This window comes from Ensifer adhaerens (genome assembly GCF_020035535.1).
Taxonomy (GTDB): Bacteria; Pseudomonadota; Alphaproteobacteria; order Rhizobiales; family Rhizobiaceae; genus Ensifer.
The window spans coordinates 2383832-2399986 of record NZ_CP083350.1; the positions used below are offsets into that span (position 1 = coordinate 2383832).

A 16155-nucleotide genomic window follows, 5' to 3' on the forward strand; every position below is an offset into this window, starting at 1 on the left:
GCCAGCGGCATCAGAACTTGACGGTGAGATCGGCCCGGACGCCGTGCTCGCGAGCCGTCGAGGCGATCTGTCCCTGATAGGCGATGCCAAACGTTGCTGCCGGGGTGACGGCAAAGTCGACGCCGGCCTCGACGAGGGCGCTGTCGCGCGCGATCGGTGCGCCTGCGACAGAAAAGGCGTCACTGCCTGAAAACGCTTCAGCGACCGCTGGCGTGACGTCACCATAGGCGTGCCTCCAGCCGAGAAGGCCGCGGGCCGTAGCCTTGGTCGTTCCGAGTTCGAAATCGGTAGCCAGGCGCAGGCCGAGCGTGGTGAAGGTCGTATCGTCCGAGCCGCTCTGGACGGCCAGCGCTGCCGCGCCGCCCTTCTCCGTGAAGCCATCGGTATGCACGTTGACATAGGCGAGATTGGCAAAGGGCTCGAAGGCGAGACGGCCCGCCTGCAAGCCATAGCCGAGTTCGCCGAACACCTGCGTGGTGCCGGCGCGGTAATCGGCGGCCAGGCTGTCGACGAGAACCGGCGAGAGGATATTGCGGCTGCTGTCGATATCGCTCCACGTATAGGCAAGGCTAGAGCGGAACGACAGGCCGCCCCACTGCGTGCCGCCATAGACGCCGAGATGATAGTTGTCGCTGGAGGTCGACGAGCGGCGGTCGTCGACCTTGAAGCTCGACGAACTGTAGCCGGCGAGGAAACCGAGCCTCCAGTCATCGTTGATGAGGCCGTCCAGGCCGGTGACAAAGCCGCCGGTGGAACGCGATAGCGCCTCGGCGTTGCCGTCGCCATCCGTATGGCCCCAGGCGCCGAAGGCCGCGCCCCAGGCGCCCGATTGTACCTCCTTCGCAATCGACCCCGTCGTGAGGTCATCCGTTACGACGATCGGCCGTGCCTTCGCGCCGACCGTTTCGAAGGCTGAGCGCAGCCGGTCGTTCATCTGGTTGCCGATCACCTGGCTGTTTTCGATCAGGCCGGTCACGGTCGAGCCGTAGACTTCGCCGGGCAACTGGCCGAAAAGATCGGAGGCCGTATCGGCGTCGAGCGTCACCGCGAGATCATGGAGCGGCCGACCGACGCCGAGACGCTCGATCGCCTCAGCAGCCGCCGCACCGTTGCGGGTCGGCGCAAGGTCCGCAAAGGCCACGGCGTTGCGGGCGACGTCGAGATAGACGGTGGTCGGGTCGTAGGATAGCGAGAGGTCGAGGAAGGCATGGCAGCCGCAATCGTCCTCGAAGCGGCCGGTCACACCGCCGAGCGCAGAGAGAACGGTGTGGCGGCCGTCGCCTTTGTAATTTTCGGGTCTGACCCTCACATCGACGTTGCCGGCAATATCAGCGGAGCCGGTGACATCGAGCCGGCTGGTGCCGTCTGGTGCGTCGAGGTTGACGAGGAACCACGCATCGCTTGACTGGCGGTAGTTGCCGTCCACGGTCAGAGCGCCGCCCCTACGCCCCCAGCCAGGATTGACGGCGCCGCCGTTGTCGACATTGCCGCGGATGATACCGTCGCCGGAGAGCATACCGTCGCCGTCAACGAAGGTCCCCGAGGCAATACTGCCGGCAATCGCCAGGATACCGCCATCGACGCGCGTGGAGCCCTGATAGGCGCTATCGCCGGTCATCACCAATATGCCGTCGCCAGACTTGATCAGCCCTCCCGCGCCGGTGATGTTGTTTGACCACTCGCTTTCGCCGTCCGTAATCACGGCGTGAAAATCACCCCAGTCGAACTTACCCGGGCCATGCACCGCCCGCCCGGCGCTGACGCGGCCATAACCGAACACCGGATCGACGCCGGGAAGCCCGATATCGGTGGCGGTGCCCAGCAATACCTGCCGGATCTGAGCCATCGTCATATAGGGAAAGGCCTGCGCCGCCAGGGCCGCCGTTCCCGATACGAAGGGGGCGGCCAGCGATGTGCCTGTTTCTCTACTGTATGCACCGCCGGGAACCGCAACCATGATGTTGTCTTGCGGGTTCGCCCATACCCAGACGCCCTTGTCTGGATCCCATCGTGTCGCGCCGTCGCCGCCCGGCGCGGTCAGGCACCAGTTCATGGCAACGCCGCACTCGTTCGACCAGTTGGGCATATGGGTCGGACCGGTCGCCACCACAGCGAGCCAGCCCTGTTCCAGTTCCGGGAAAAGGTAGGGAAGACCGGCGTCCACGGAAGGTTGCGCGGCACCGTCGTTCATCGCTGAAAAGACGAGCAGTCCTCCGCGCGAAACCGCGTAGCGATAGGCTGACAGATTGCTTGAGAACGTCGCCTCAAACTGTTCGGCGGTCGTTTCCGTAATGATGCCATCGCCAAAACTGTTGTTGATGATCTTCACGCCCCGGTCGATGAGTGTGCGAATTCCGTAGTTGACGGCATCAGTGTCGAGGTAACCAGGTATGTCCGATGCCCCTGCCTGAACTATGGTCGCGCCCGGGGCGACCCCGTGCATCCCGGTCCCATCGCGATTGGCGGCGATCACCGAGGCGACCGTTGTGCCGTGCCCCTCCGCCACGAAAGTCCATGGTTTCTCCGGGTCGTAAGTAATTCCCTCCACATAGCGGCCGAAAAATTCCGGATGGCTGATGTCGAGGCCGCTGTCGACCACGCCGACCCTGATGCCGCTGCCGTCGTAGCCCAGCATGTAGGCATACTCGGCGTCGATCGCCGACAGTCCCCATTGTGCGTTGAACTCCGCAGTGCGCCACGTCTCGGGGTCGCGGGGGTCGCCCGCGTCCAGTGCGAGCGCCATGGACGGCAAGGCGGTCGACAACAGGAGCGTTGTGACGTGGATGGCGGTACGGCAGTTCTTGTCCAACGCAATTCCCCGATGCCCGGCAGCGCGGCGCATCCGTGGCGCAGGGTATTGATGGAAAACGGAAATTCACGGCGTGGGCGCGCGGAGGCTAGCCCCCATAGCTGATCCGGAAAATACGGCAGATGCCGTATTTCGCTGCAGGAAATCGTCGTTTGTCGGCCGTGGCATTGTAATCGGCGCGTACCGCTCGCTCTCTCTCAGTGCGCGCGGCTGCTGACCGGCTGAAATTGGTTCTGTCCATGCTTCGCGGCTCATGGCGACTCCGGACAGCCGAGCCGCTGCACGCCAGCCGGTGTGTCTCGCCTGGGGTTCGGCGGGGAAGGCCGACAGGCCACGTGAGAGTGATGACAGGGAGTAAATCTGGTGCCGCTCGAACGGTCGGCATACGTCGACTTTTGGAAGTGCCCGAAAGAAGGGGGCGGCGGATGGATCTGCCGCCCCTTTTTCTTGCCTACTGCGCCGGTTGGCCCTCTGCCGGCAGCACGGCCGCCGGTGATCCGGCGGCGGGCTGTACGGTGCTTTCGGCTGGCGGGACCGGCGAGCGCGTGCGCAGCGTCTCGGCCCGGTGGCGGCCGACCGAAACCCAGAACAGCGCAACGAGGGCGGCGATCGTCACCGTCACGGTGACATAGCGGATCCAGGTCGGAGCGTGGCCGCCGGGGGCGATGTGCTTCTCGTCGATCTCGCGCTTGCGGGTGATCGCGGCCGAGTAGAACACGATCGTCGAGATTACGAAGATCAGCGACCAGCGGGTTTGTTCCCCATCCGACCCGATGAGGGCCACCAGGCTGTAGATCGCCGCCGCAAGGCCGATGACGACGTACCAATTGTAGGTGCTTGCCGGCATCTTCTTGTAGCCGAGCACCTTGATGGAGATCGCCGAGTAGATATACGGCAGAAGTGTCATGATCACCGCGATCGAGGCGATCTTGCCGAATTGCTCGCTTGCGGTCGGCGACATCGTGGCGAAGACCTGCACCGTCATGATGACGGCGACGATCGCAAGGCCGGCCGAGGGCACGCCCTTGGAATTGACCTTGGCGAAGATCGAGCCGAAGAGACCGTCATCGGCAGCCGCCTTTGCCGTCTGCCCGACGAGCAGTGTCCAACCGGCAAGCGAGCCGAGGCACCCCAGTGCCGCGCAGATGGCAACGACGGCGCCCGCCGTATCGCCGAGCGCCAGGCGCGCGGCATCGGCGAAGGGGGCTGAAGACGCGATCAGCTCCTTGTTCGGGATCATGCCCATGATCACGGTCGACGACAGAATATACGCGACGGCCGCAAGAATGACGCCGCCGACGGTGGCGATCGGCACGTTGCGCTGCGGGTCGCGCACGACGCCGGCCGACACCGAGGCGCTTTCGACCCCGATGAAGGCCCACAGGGTGAAGTTGAGCGTCGCCATGATCGCCGCCCAGCTGTCCTTGCCCGATACGTTCCAGCCTTCGGAGAAGGTCGCCGGCGAAAACCAGAACCAGCCGAAGATCGCCATGCCGAGGATTGGCACCAGCGCGAAGGAGGTGGTGAAGGACTGCAGCTTGCCGACGACGTTCGGCCCGAGGATGTTGGCGTAGGTGAAGAACCAGATGAGCGCCACCTGCGCAAGCGCCGAGACAAGCGGATCGCGGAGCATCGGGAAGAAGGCCGTGAGATAGCCGAGACCGGCGACCGCGAGGCCGACGTTGCCGACCACGTTTGCCAGCCAGTAGATGAGGTTGGTCTGGTAACCCATGTAGTCGCCGAAGGCCTTGCGCGTATAGGCGTAAGGCCCGCCGGCGGCGGGATCGATCGCTGCCAGCTTGGCGAAGGTCAGGGCCAGCGCGATCGCGCCGGCGATGGTGATCAGCCATCCGAAGATGGCGATGGATCCGACCGCGGCGAGGTTCGCCGGCAGCATGAAGACGCCGGAGCCCATCATGTTGCCCGCGACCATCAGGGTCGCGGGAACGAGGCCGATCTTGGCGGAGTCCGCGACGCCCGCGGAGATGGTTTTGGAAGCGCTATCGACTGCAGCCATGTTCGTCGCTCCAATGAAAGAATGCAAGGGGCAAAACGCCTTGAACTGGCGGCTTTTCCTTGGGTGCGGTTCAGTTTTGACCGGCGTTTTTGCCGATCGGCTAAAGATGCTCCTTCCGCTGGACGGTTGTTTCCGTCCTTCGGTTCTTGAACCAGTCTCCAATGCGTGACCTGATGCCTTGGCTTCGGTCACAGAGTGGCGTTCGGCTCCCGGTTTCCCATTCTCCTGAAAGAGCGCAGCCCAGTCCTGCCGGGCTCGCTAGACGAACATCAGGACAACCGGGATATCGTCGACGCGCTTTCCATGGGGGTGCCGCGCGGCTCATAGGCGCGCTGGTCACGCAGGATCTGGAAGGCGATCGTCAAAAGCTTGCGCGCAATCGCCACGCGCGCCTTGTTGGTTCCTCTGATCTTCAGGTGCTCGTAGTGGGCGCGCAGCTCAGGATCACTGGCGACGGCCGGCGTTACCGCCTCGACAAAGGCCCAGCGCAGCCACTTGTTGCCCTGCTTGATGATCTTGCCGTGGAAGGTCTTGCCGCCAGACGAATAGGTCGACGGCACCAGTCCCGCATAGGCGGCCAGCTTCTTCGGGTTGCGAAAGCGGGATATATCGTCGATCTCCGCCTCGATCAGCCGGGCGAAGAATTCGCCGATGCCGGGGATCGTCTTCAACAGCTTGACGTTGGCATTGGCCTTGGTCAGTGCCCGGATCGTTGTCTCCGACTGCTTGATCCGCCCATCGATGTCGCCGATGAAGGCGAGGCCACGGTCGATCTGGACGCGGTCGATCGCGGAGAGCTCAATCTGCGCCAGCTGGATGCGGCCGGCCTTGCCAAACAGGTCGCCGAGCTTTTTGAACTGGGCCGTCTGCTCCGGATAACGATCAAACACCGTGACGATGCGGTTCTTCGTCATTGTGCGCAGCCGCACGTAAAACATCCGCTCGCGCAGCGCGACACGCAACGCGCGGGCCTTGTCGCTCGGTGCCCAAGCCTCCGGCACCAGATCGGCGCGCAGCAGATGCGCCAGCACCGTCGCGTCGATCTTGTCGGTCTTGATCTTGGCGTCGGCGATCGCCTTGACCTTCAACGGATGGGCGAGAACGACATCATCACAAATGTCGTCGAGCCAGTCGTACATCACCATCCAGTTGCGGGTTGCCTCGACAACCGCATGGCTGTTCTCGCGGTAGCGCTCGAGAAAGCTGTCCAGCGACTGGCGGTCGTTCTTCACCCGGCCGGATCTGAGCGTCTTACCGCTGCTGTCCTGCACCACCAGGTGGCTATAGGATTTGTGGTAGTCGACCCCGATATGGTAATCATAGGACGCAGTCATGCTTCCAACTCCCGTGTTGAGATCTGCAAAACCCCAACAGGATAAGCCGAAAGGCTGGAAGCGTGACTGTCCCTCGATCATCATCGCCATCTCAATGATCCGTTCTCTCAGCGGGCGTGGCCTCTTTCATGCCACCTCCTGAAGCCGGTTCAACGGGTCAAGACATAGACGCGGTAGAGACCGTCCTCGACCTCGACCCCGTGCGTGTCATGGGTGAAGCCCGGGAACCTCAGGTCATAGGCCTCAAGCGCCTTGAGGTAACCGAGGACCGGACCATCGGCTGACCCGGCATTTTCGCCCGGCATCAGAAGCGGAATGCCCGGCGGATAGGGCACGACGCCCGTTGCGACCGTGCGGCCAGCCAACTGGTCGAGCGTCACCTGTTCCACCTCGCCACGCACCAGCCGCTCATAGGCGCGCACGGGGCTTAGGTCCGGATGCGGCAGCACGGAGAAACCGGCGGCCATATTCGCCGTGGTCTTCAGCTGGTCCATCGCCGAAAACATCGTGTCGGCGAGGTCCTTGAGGCCCATGCCGGCGTAACGTTCCGGGTGGTCTTCGATCAGCGACGGGATCGCCACTTCGAGGGTCAAGTTGGCGTCGTAGTCACGCTTGAAGTCGCAGAGCGCGCTGACCAGCGATCCCCATTTGCCCTTGGTGATGCCGAGCGAGAAGAGGAAGAGGATGGTGAAATCGGTCGTCTTCTCGACGACGATGCCGCGGGCGTCGAGGTAGGCTGTGACGAGGCTTGCTGGAATGCCGACGGGCATCAGCCCGCCGCCGGGCGCAACACCCGGGGTGACGATCGAGACCTTGATCGGGTCGAGCATGCAATAGCCGTCCTCGATCTCGCCGAAGCCGTGCCACGCTGCACCGGGCTTCAGCACCCAGCAGGACGGATCGGTCGAGAGCGATTCCGGCGAGGCTTCATGGAAGGGGCTGGTGCGACCGGTCTTCGGGTCGCGCACCGTATCTGGCTGCCAGCAATCGAAGAACCAGTCGCCGCGCTCGGCAGCATCATTGGCAAGCCGCGACATCATCAGGCGGAAGGCGACGGCTTCCTCGACCGATTCATTGGTGAGCGCCGACCCGCCGGGCCCGTCCATCATCGCTGCCGAGACGTCGTTCGAGGCGATGATCGCATAGTTCGGCGAGGTCGAGGCGTGCATCATGAACGTCTCGTTGAAGATCCCGTGCGGGATCGGCTTGCGGCCGTCGCGCACGTGGATGAAGGAGGCTTGAGAAAGGGCAGCCAGCAGTTTGTGCGTCGACTGCGTGGCGAAGACCGTCGGCTTGTTCGCGGTGTGTGCCTTCGGGTCGCCATGCATTGCATGTCGGTCGCGATAGATCGGGTTGAAGCGGGCGTAGCCGTACCAGGCCTCGTCGAAATGCAGCCGGTCGACGCTGGCGCCGAGCAGGTCTTCGACGCGGGTGACGTTGTAACAGAGGCCGTCATAGGTGGAGTTGGTGATGATGGCGTGCTTGGGCTCCTTGTCCGAAAGGTCGGCCGCAAGCGGGTTCTGGTCGATAGCCTTGCGGATCGCGACCGCCGTCAGCCGTTCTGGTGGGATCGGGCCGATGATGCCGTAGTGGTTCCGGGTCGGCACCAGATAGGTCGGCACGGCGCCCGACATGGTCATCGCGTGTTCGGCGGACTTGTGGCAATTGCGGTCGCACAGCGCGATCTGGTCGCGGCTGACGCTCGCCATCAGGATGACGCGGTTGGACGTCGAGGAGCCGTTGGTGACGTGATAGCTGCGGTGCGAGCCGAAAACGCGGGCGGCGTATTTTTCACTGGCGCCGATCGGCCCGGAATGGTCGAGCAGCGATCCGAGTTCGCCGACCGAAATCGAGAGGTCCGAACGTAAAAGCGGCTCACCGAAGAACTCGAAGAAGGCGCGGCCAGGCGGCGACTTCAGGAAGCCGGTGCCGCCGGTGTGGCCCGGCGTGTGCCAGGAATACTCATGAACCTGGGAGAACTGGGCGAGTGCCTTGAACATCGGCGGCAGCACGGTGGAGCGGTAGCGCTCGATCGCCGCCTGGATGCGCCCGCCGACGAAGTCCATCGTGTCTTCGAGCATCCACACGAAGTCGTCGACCTTCGCCATGATGTCGGCCGGCACTGTGGAGGCGACGCTGCGATCGGCAAGCAGCAGCAGCGGAACGGTGCCGTTGCGCTTGCGCAGGGCCTCGACCACCTCGATGGACTGCTCGTGGCCGTCGGGGCCGAGGTCCCAGTCGACAAGGACGCACTGGAGCGCGGGGTCGGAGCGGATGACCGCTATGCCGTCATCGGCGCTTTCTGCTGTCACCACTTCTATCTGGCGGCGCTCGAGTTCCGCAATCAGCGATCGCACGGCGCGACCGGCCGCACTTTCCTCGCTGATCTCGTCATCCAGAACGAGTGCTTTCATGCCAAGACGGCGGTGACCCCTGTTCAACGTGTTCATATCCAATCCTCTCTCTAGTTCGGTGCTAGGTGCAGGTGGGGGTGTTCTTGTGAAATCAGTCCCTGGAGGGCTCCTTCCTTTCGACTGACAGGTAGACGGGCAGTGCGATGAGCAGCAAAAGCAGGCACCAGAGGCCCGCCTGAGGTCCGCTGCCGTAGACTGTCCAAAGCGAAAAGACGAAGGCGACCAGTGCGTAGGGCTTGTAGGGGCCAAGGCGGATGCCGCCCCATTCCTCGTCCCTGGGGCGCGTCAGCGTCAGGAACAAGGCGCCTTCCACGAGGCTGCAGAAAACGTAGGGCACCATCGCGGCAGTGGTCGAAAGATCGACGGCGAAACGATAGACGGCCATGAGCCCCGAGACGCCCGATGTCTGCAGCACGAGAAGGGCCGAGGCGAGCAGCATCGACACAGTGATGCCCCACTGGGGCACGCCGCGACCTGAAAGCCGGCCAAAGACGGGCGGGAACAGTCCGTCGCGGGCCGCCGCCATCGGCACCTGCGCCATCAGCAGTGTCCAGCCGTTGAGCGCGCCGATCGAGGACAGCACCACAGCGGCTGCCACGAGCGTGCCTCCCCACCAGCCCCACATCATGAAAGCCGCATCGGAAAAGGGGGCAGCGGAACGGGCAAGCGCCTCGCGCGGGACGGTGCCCATCACCACGAGCGTGCCCAGAATGAAGACCAGGCCGCAGCAGATCGTGCCGAGAATGGTCGCCCGCGGTATCGTGCGTTTCGGATCGTCGACGTCGCCGGCCGGTACGGTCGCCGACTCGATGCCGAGAAAGGCGAACATCGTCAAAGGTGCCGTCGCCGAGATCAGGCCAAGCACGGAAAGCCCGCTCGGATTGACTGGCGTGAGGTTCTGCGGCTCGATCCAGAAGAGGCCGAGAAGGGCAATGGCCATGAACGGAACGAGCTTCAAGGCGACGGTCACGACCTGGAAGCGGCCGGCACTCCGGACCCCGAACATGTTGATGGCGGCGACCAGCCACATGGCTGCCAGCGACACCGCGGTGAAGCCGCCGGGCACCTGCTCAAGGTTGGGAAAGAACACCCCGAGATATCCGGTAAAGGCCATGGCGATTGCCGGCAGCGACGCCCAGATCGAGATCCAGTAAGCCCAGGCGACGAGAAAGCCTGCGAAGTTGCCGAAAGCCATGCGGGTATAGGCGTAGGGCCCGCCGGTCGCGGGCCGGACACTTGCAAGTCTTGCAAAGACGAGGCCCAGGCACATCGCGGCGATCGCCATGCCGATCCAGCCGACCAGCGCGGCCGCGCCATAGGGTGCGAGGGCGGCGGGCGAAAGATAGAAACCGGAGCCGATGATGTTGCCGACGACGAGCGCCGAGCAGGCCCAGATGCCGAGGCTCGGCCGCGGCGCCGCGGACGTCATCTCCTGAGTTCTGCCGGCGGTCGTATCAAGCGGCTTCGTCATGGATGGGTCGTTCCAATACCAAGGACCCGGCGACCTTATGAACAGTCTCCTACGGTTGCAACTACTTTATTTTGCTCGACTAACGCGCGCGTAGAGCGTAGGGGACCGTGGTTGGCGGACCAGTGATGTCGGCGGGATTGTCGGTACTCCGGGGTCGCCGGCGTTGCAGGCTTCTCATGAAACTATTCCATTTTTGAAATGCCGTTTTGCCCGCGGCGAGGGTAGGGTCCCTGCGACGAAATGCCTGCTCCGTGATAGATGACGGGCGACGATTGCGGGAGCCCCATGACCGACGACACACGTTTGCGACTTCGAGACCTCGGCTTTCGGCCGGGCGTATATGAGACCGGCCCGCTGAATGCGATCACCGACGTCGAGGGCGTTGCGGTCGGTCATGCCACCGTGATCGACGGTGATCGCATCCGCACCGGCGCCACTGCCATCCTGCCGCATGGAGGCAACCTCTTTCAGGACAAGGTGCCGGCCGCACTCGCCGTGCTCAACGGCTTCGGCAAGTTCGCGGGCTCGACCCAGATCGAAGAGCTCGGCGAACTGGAAACGCCAATCGTTCTCACCAATACGCTGGCGACCGGTCGCGCCATCGAGGCGATCATCAGCTGGACGCTGGCACAAGCGGGCAACGAGAAGGTCGTGTCGCTGAATGCGGTGGTCGGCGAAACCAACGATTCCCGCCTTAGCGACATTCGCGCCGGTCGGCCGACGATCGACGAGATCGGCGCTGCGGTTGTCGCCGCAGAGACCGGTCCCGTGGAAGAAGGCGCTGTCGGTGCCGGCGCCGGCACGGTGGCTTTCGGACTCAAGGGCGGCATCGGCACGAGTTCGCGCCGCGTCAAGACGGCCGGGGAGGTCTTCACCCTCGGCGTGCTGGTTCAATCCAACTATGGCGGCCGGCTCACCGTCTGCGGCCGTGCCTACGAAGCGCCGGCGGCACATGACCGGGATGGCTCGATCGTCATCGTGATCGCGACCGATGCGCCGCTCTCTGCGCGCAATCTCAAGCGCCTGGCCGAGCGCGCCTTCGGCGGCCTTGCCCGCACCGGAGCAGCGCTCAGCAACGGCTCCGGCGATTATGCGCTCGCCTTCTCCACGGCCTCTGCCGTGTGCCGCACGAAGGCGCGGCGGGCGGCGATCGCCGAATATCCCGACCTTCCGAACGACCTGATGTCGCCGCTCTTCGAAGCGGCCATCGAGGCGACGGAGGAAGCCATCCTCAATTCGCTGACCATGGCCCGCACGACGCATGGCTTCAACGCCGCGAACGGCAAGCCGAGCACGGTCGAGGCGATCTCGCTCGAACGGCTTCGCGCGCTCTGCGAACACTGACTTTGCGCACGTGGATCGCCCCCCACGTCGCGGTCCACGCGCTTATGCCAAACCAATTCTTACGGAGCCCATATGTCCCATCCGCCCATCCGCACCGTCTATCTCAATGGCGAGTTTCTGCCGGAGAACGAAGCGCGTCTCTCGATCTTCGATCGCGGCTTCCTCTTCGGTGATGGCATCTATGAGGTCACCGCCGTGCTCGAGGGAAAGCTGATCGACAGCGCATCGCATATGGCGCGGCTGGAACGCTCGGCGCGTGAAATCGATGTGCCGTTGCCGGTATCGACCGATGAGATCGTCGCCGTCGAAAAGCGGCTGGTTGAAGAGAACGGCCTTGTCGAAGGCATGGTCTATCTGCAGCTTACCCGGGGTGCCGAAGATCGGAACTTTCTGTTCTCCGACGATATCAAGCCGACGCTCGTGCTCTTCACCCAGGCAAAGACGCTGGTGACTGCCACCACCAAGGGGCTGTCGGTCAAGACCGTGCCCGACCAGCGCTGGGCGCGCCGCGACATCAAGAGCGTATGCCTGTTGCCGCAGGTGATCGCCAAGCGCATCGCCAAGGCTGAAGGCTGCGATGAGGCCTGGATGATCGAGGACGGGTTCGTGACCGAAGGCGCGTCTTCCACCGCCTACATCGTCACTGCGGACAACCGCATCGTCACGCGCGGCAACAGCCACAAGACGTTGCCCGGCTGCACGCGGCTCGCCGCACTGGCGCTCGCCGCCGAACAGGGAATGACGCTGGAGGAACGCCCCTTCTCGCTCGACGAGGCGCTCAACGCCCGCGAAGCGTGCCTGACCAGCGCCTCGAACTTCGTCGCGCCGATCACCCGGATCGACGGCAAGCCCGTTGGTAGCGGCGAACCAGGCCCGGTCGTCAAGCGTCTGCGCGAGCTCTATCTGAAGCACGCGCGGCGGACGGCGATCTAGCTCGTCAACGGGAGTTCGGGTTGTCGCTTACGCGACAGCCCCAACACTCTGCCAGACGCGGCCGACGACCGGTCGGCGGTTCTCCTTGGAGCGATAGAGCCGAATTTCGACGCTGATGTCCCAGCGCGGGTCGGCGGCCCTGACCAGCGATCCGTTCGCCAGCTCGTCCGTCATCAGGCTCTCGGGAACCCAGGCGATGCCCCAGCCGGCAGCTGCCATGGCCTTCAACCCCACGGACATGCTGCCTTCGTGCACCCGTTGCGCCGGCGGCAGGTTGGGGCTTATCAGCTCGTCGAGGAGCTGGCCGAAGAAGGACGACTTTTCGTAGCTCAGATGCGGAAAGGGTTTCGCCCCGCCTTCGAGCAGATGCATTGGCGCGCCTGATTTGCTCGCGGCCGAGACGGGGATGATCCGCTCATGCCCCAGCACACGATGCTCGAAGGCCTGCGGATCGAGCAGGTGCGGAACCTGGGTGTGGGCGTAGGTGAGCAGAAAGTCGCATTCGCCGTCGACGAGCGAATTGAGGTTCTCTTCCATGCTGCCGGAGTCGGGCCGAAGCCGGGAGAAGAGCGGCCCGATCTTGGCATTGACGCGGCTCATCCACTCCGGAAAGAAGGTGAAAGAAAGCGTATGCAGCGCCGTCAGCTTGATGGTACGGGCGTCGGAGCCCTCTTCCTGCTGAAGGTTGCGCCTCGCCTGATAGAGCTGTTTCAGCGTTTCCTGCGCCACCGGCACGAACTTCACGCCGGCTTCGGTGAGACGTGAAGGGTAGGTCGCCCGGTCGACGAGCGTTGCGCCGAGCCAAGCTTCCAGTTGCCGGATGCGGCGGCTGAAAGCGGATTGGGTCACGTGACGCTCATCCGCCGCCTTGGAGAAGTTCAGCGTGCTGGCGAGCGCCAGAAAGTCTTCAAGCCATTTGATTTCCAAGACATGCACTCCGGAGGCCCAGTCCGCTCAGCCATTCGCCGGCAGACAGGCTTCTTTGCGGCAGCGCCCGCGCGTCATCAAGAAAAATCAGGCGCGGCGACGATATTCGATCATGCGGGCGCGGCTCGACACCAGCTCGAGACGGTCAGGCCCGAGGAGATGCAGGCAGACGCGCTTGACCCAGGGACCATCGACCAGGGTGAACAGGAAGCGGCCACTGCCGAGTGCAGTCAGCGTCACGGCCTGGCGCACCGGGCCGACCCCCATCAAGACTGTGCCGTTTTCGATCGTGAATTCCGCACCCTCGTCCGAGCGCCAGATGCCGGAAAGCGATGCCGGAACCGACACATGCGTCGCCGCGGGAAGGAAGCGCCGAGCCGCGTGGCCGACCTCGCCAACAAGCGCCGGGCCATCGCGGCGAAGCCGGAGAGGTGATGAGGCGGAACGCGACGAGACCCAGCCCTCGCCGTCGTCATAGAGCGTCTCGTCGGCATCGAGGTAGGTGCAGGTGCTGCCCTTGATTTCGATCCACCAGGGGCCGGTTTCCGTCACATAGAAACCGTCGCCGAGATCGGCTGCGGGTAGCGGTAGAGGAAGGCCGGTGAGCGCCGCCATGCCCTCAAGCGCGATCTTGTAGCCGTTTGTGTCCTCGCGATTGGAGACGACGACGAGGCCGGCACGCGTTTCGGGATCGAGCAGGAAATAAGTCTTGTAGCCGGGATGCGAGCCGCCGTGGCCGACGAATTCGTGTCCTCCGAGCGATGAGCTGCGCAGGCCCAGGCCGTAGCCCGTCGGGCGCCCATCCGCCAGAAACCGGGTCTCCTGCAATTTCTGCAGGAGACCCGCAAAGCGGCCTTCATCATCAAGCAGCGCCTGCAACCAGATGGCAAGCGCCCGGGCGCTGCCGGTGAGGCTGCCCGACGCGGAAATGTGCAGGCCCGCGGCCGAAAGCTGCCAGTTTTCGCCTGAGTGCCAGTATCCGGGCACGAGGCCTTTAACCGGGTCGTTCCAGACATCGGGCGCCTTCAGCGCGATGCCGAGCGGCTCGGCAATTTCCTGTTGGATGAAATCGTCAAAGCGGAAGCCCTTGCGCTCCAGCGCCGCTTCGATGAGGCGATAGCCGGTGTTCGAATAGGAGACCTCGGTGCCGGCATCAAAGTTCAGTCGCTCCAGCCGTGAGAGGTATTCGAGCAGCGGCCCGGCCTTGGTTTCCGTGTAGACGGAAAGGCCGAGCAACGACAGGCATTCGCGCGTATCCGGCAGGCCGCCGCTCATGTCGAGCGCTTGCCCAACCGTTACTTCGGCAAGCGGCGAGCGCAATTCCGGAAGGTGCTGGCCGAGCGGATCGCCGAGCCCGATGATGTCGGCATGGGCGAGCACCATTGCTGAGAAGACGTGCTTGGTGAGCGACGCATAACGCACGACACTGTCGACCGTGAAGGGCGCAAACGTCGCGAGGCTCTCGGCGCCGGCCGCATGCGCGAAGCAGATTCCGGATGCGTCGAAACCAATGACGGCGCCGCCCGGCTCGTCCGCCGCCCATTGTGCGGTAAGGCGTCTCGCCGTCGCTTCGGCGGCTTGCCAATCCAGCGATGCCGGCTTCGTCATCCTCATTCTCCATTCTGGCCGCGGCGGTTTCCCGCGTGTATTTCCGACTAAGCACGACAGTACCTTGTGCGGCCAATTCCGATTCCGGCAGGGTCCATGCATGGTTTGCATTTGCCCGGCCTGCCTGCATTGGGTTAGGCCCGGCAGGGAAAAAGGGTGCGGTCCCCGCACCCAATGTCTATGGTCCGTCCGCGACTATCCATGAGTCGCACTTGAGGACAACAGGTTGAGAAGGCGATCCAGAATTGGCGACCCCAGCGAAAATCCCGGTCTTTGACGGACATAACGACGTGCTGTCGCGGCTTTGGCGTTCGCCGGGTGGCGCGCCGGAACGCCGCTTCCTCGATGGCGTCGATACCGGACATATCGACCTCGACAAGGCGGAGACGGGCGCCCTTGCTGGCGGTCTTTGTGCCGTCTACGTGGGCTCGCCGGGCCTGGCCAAGGACGGCAGCGGCGACTTTGCGACACCGGATCAGCAAACCGCTCTCGAGGCCACCCTCGGCATGGCGAGTCTGTTGATGCGGATCGAGCGCCAATCCGAGGGCCGGCTGAAGATCTGCCGCAGTGCTGCCGATATCCGCGACGCCATGGCCAAGGGCGCCTTTGCCTCGGTGCTGCACATCGAGGGCATCGAGGCCGTCGGTGCCGATCTCGACGCGCTCCATGTGCTTCACGCCGCGGGCCTTCGCACGCTCGGCCCGGTCTGGAGTCGGCCGAACATCTTTGCCTATGGCGTTCCCTTCCGCTTTCCCTCTTCGCCGGATATCGGTCCGGGCCTCAGCGTGGCGGGCAAGGATCTGGTGCGCGCGAGCAACGAACTGAAGATCATGCTCGATCTCTCGCACATGAACGAGCAGGGCTTCTGGGACATCGCAGCGCTGTCGCAAGCGCCGCTCGTCGCATCCCATTCCAACGTCCACGCGCTTTGCCCGCACAGCCGCAACCTGACGGACCGTCAGCTCGACGCGATCAAGGACACAGGCGGTCTCGCCGGCATCAATTTCGGCGTCCTGTTCCTGCGCTCGGACGGCGTCAAGAACCCGGAGACGCCGCTGACGTTGCTCGCCGACCATATCGACTACATCGTCAATCGCATCGGCATCGAGCACGTCGCGCTCGGCTCGGACTTTGACGGCACGGCGATTCCGGCGGCGATGCGCAGCGCGGCCGATCTGCCGCTGCTCGTCGACCTCTTGCGCACCCGCGGCTATGACGAAGCTGCGCTCGCAAAGATCTGCCACGGCAATTGGATCCGCGTGCTGGAGACGACCTGGGGCGCGTGAGTGCCGCCCGGA

Annotated in this window: 10 protein-coding genes; 3 read left to right on the forward strand and 7 right to left on the reverse strand. The window is 64.0% G+C overall.

Going from position 1 to position 16155, the window contains the following annotated elements; translation table 11 throughout:
* Positions 1–10: 10 nt before the first annotated feature.
* The 5 genes from LAC81_RS31030 to LAC81_RS31050 all read right to left on the reverse strand — a co-directional run bounded on the left by LAC81_RS31030 (position 11) and on the right by LAC81_RS31050 (position 10045).
* Positions 11–2809 carry an autotransporter domain-containing protein gene (locus LAC81_RS31030; RefSeq protein ID WP_223728491.1) on the reverse strand — a complete coding sequence of 933 codons (2799 nt, stop codon included), beginning with the start codon at positions 2807–2809 and terminating at the stop codon, positions 11–13.
* A gap of 451 nt (positions 2810–3260) precedes the next feature.
* The gene (gene adiC, locus LAC81_RS31035) at positions 3261–4826 is read right to left on the reverse strand and encodes an arginine/agmatine antiporter (RefSeq protein ID WP_223728492.1); all 1566 of its coding nucleotides are present in this window, start codon (positions 4824–4826) and stop codon (positions 3261–3263) included.
* A gap of 269 nt (positions 4827–5095) precedes the next feature.
* Positions 5096–6160 carry an IS110 family transposase gene (locus LAC81_RS31040; protein ID WP_223724852.1) on the reverse strand — a complete coding sequence of 355 codons (1065 nt, stop codon included), beginning with the start codon at positions 6158–6160 and terminating at the stop codon, positions 5096–5098.
* A 149-nt stretch (positions 6161–6309) separates the two neighbouring features.
* Positions 6310–8610: an Orn/Lys/Arg decarboxylase N-terminal domain-containing protein gene (locus LAC81_RS31045; RefSeq protein WP_223728493.1), complete on the reverse strand. Its 2301-nt coding sequence runs from the start codon at positions 8608–8610 to the stop codon at positions 6310–6312.
* 55 nt (positions 8611–8665) lie between these two features.
* On the reverse strand, positions 8666–10045 hold the full coding sequence (locus tag LAC81_RS31050) for an amino acid permease (protein WP_223728494.1): 1380 nt from the start codon (positions 10043–10045) through the stop codon (positions 8666–8668).
* 285 nt (positions 10046–10330) lie between these two features.
* Between LAC81_RS31050 and LAC81_RS31055 the strand changes: the two genes are divergently transcribed.
* Positions 10331–11389 carry a P1 family peptidase gene (locus tag LAC81_RS31055; RefSeq protein ID WP_223728495.1) on the forward strand — a complete coding sequence of 353 codons (1059 nt, stop codon included), beginning with the start codon at positions 10331–10333 and terminating at the stop codon, positions 11387–11389.
* Between the two features lie 72 nt (positions 11390–11461).
* Complete coding sequence (locus LAC81_RS31060) at positions 11462–12322, forward strand: D-amino-acid transaminase (RefSeq protein WP_223728496.1); 861 nt, start codon at positions 11462–11464, stop codon at positions 12320–12322.
* 27 nt (positions 12323–12349) lie between these two features.
* Here the strand turns inward: LAC81_RS31060 and LAC81_RS31065 are convergent, their stop codons facing one another.
* Positions 12350–13249, reverse strand: coding sequence for a LysR family transcriptional regulator (locus LAC81_RS31065; protein ID WP_223728497.1), 900 nt, complete (start codon positions 13247–13249; stop codon positions 12350–12352).
* 87 nt (positions 13250–13336) lie between these two features.
* The gene (locus tag LAC81_RS31070) at positions 13337–14857 is read right to left on the reverse strand and encodes a serine hydrolase domain-containing protein (protein ID WP_223728498.1); all 1521 of its coding nucleotides are present in this window, start codon (positions 14855–14857) and stop codon (positions 13337–13339) included.
* Between the two features lie 245 nt (positions 14858–15102).
* On the opposite strand from LAC81_RS31070, the gene LAC81_RS31075 reads away from it, so the two are divergent.
* Positions 15103–16143, forward strand: a complete 1041-nt coding sequence (locus tag LAC81_RS31075; RefSeq protein WP_223728499.1) for a dipeptidase — start codon at positions 15103–15105, stop codon at positions 16141–16143.
* Positions 16144–16155 lie beyond the last annotated feature (12 nt).

What these genes read in the sequence shown, in the direction of transcription:
- adiC (WP_223728492.1), bottom strand. Translation starts at nt 4,826, where the DNA reads ATGGCTGCAGTCGATAGCGCTTCCAAAACCATCTCCGCGGGCGTCGCG.
- LAC81_RS31040 (WP_223724852.1), bottom strand. Translation starts at nt 6,160, where the DNA reads ATGACTGCGTCCTATGATTACCATATCGGGGTCGACTACCACAAATCC.
- LAC81_RS31045 (WP_223728493.1), bottom strand. Translation starts at nt 8,610, where the DNA reads ATGAACACGTTGAACAGGGGTCACCGCCGTCTTGGCATGAAAGCACTC.
- LAC81_RS31050 (WP_223728494.1), bottom strand. Translation starts at nt 10,045, where the DNA reads ATGACGAAGCCGCTTGATACGACCGCCGGCAGAACTCAGGAGATGACG.
- LAC81_RS31055 (WP_223728495.1), top strand. Translation starts at nt 10,331, where the DNA reads ATGACCGACGACACACGTTTGCGACTTCGAGACCTCGGCTTTCGGCCG.
- LAC81_RS31060 (WP_223728496.1), top strand. Translation starts at nt 11,462, where the DNA reads ATGTCCCATCCGCCCATCCGCACCGTCTATCTCAATGGCGAGTTTCTG.
- LAC81_RS31070 (WP_223728498.1), bottom strand. Translation starts at nt 14,857, where the DNA reads ATGACGAAGCCGGCATCGCTGGATTGGCAAGCCGCCGAAGCGACGGCG.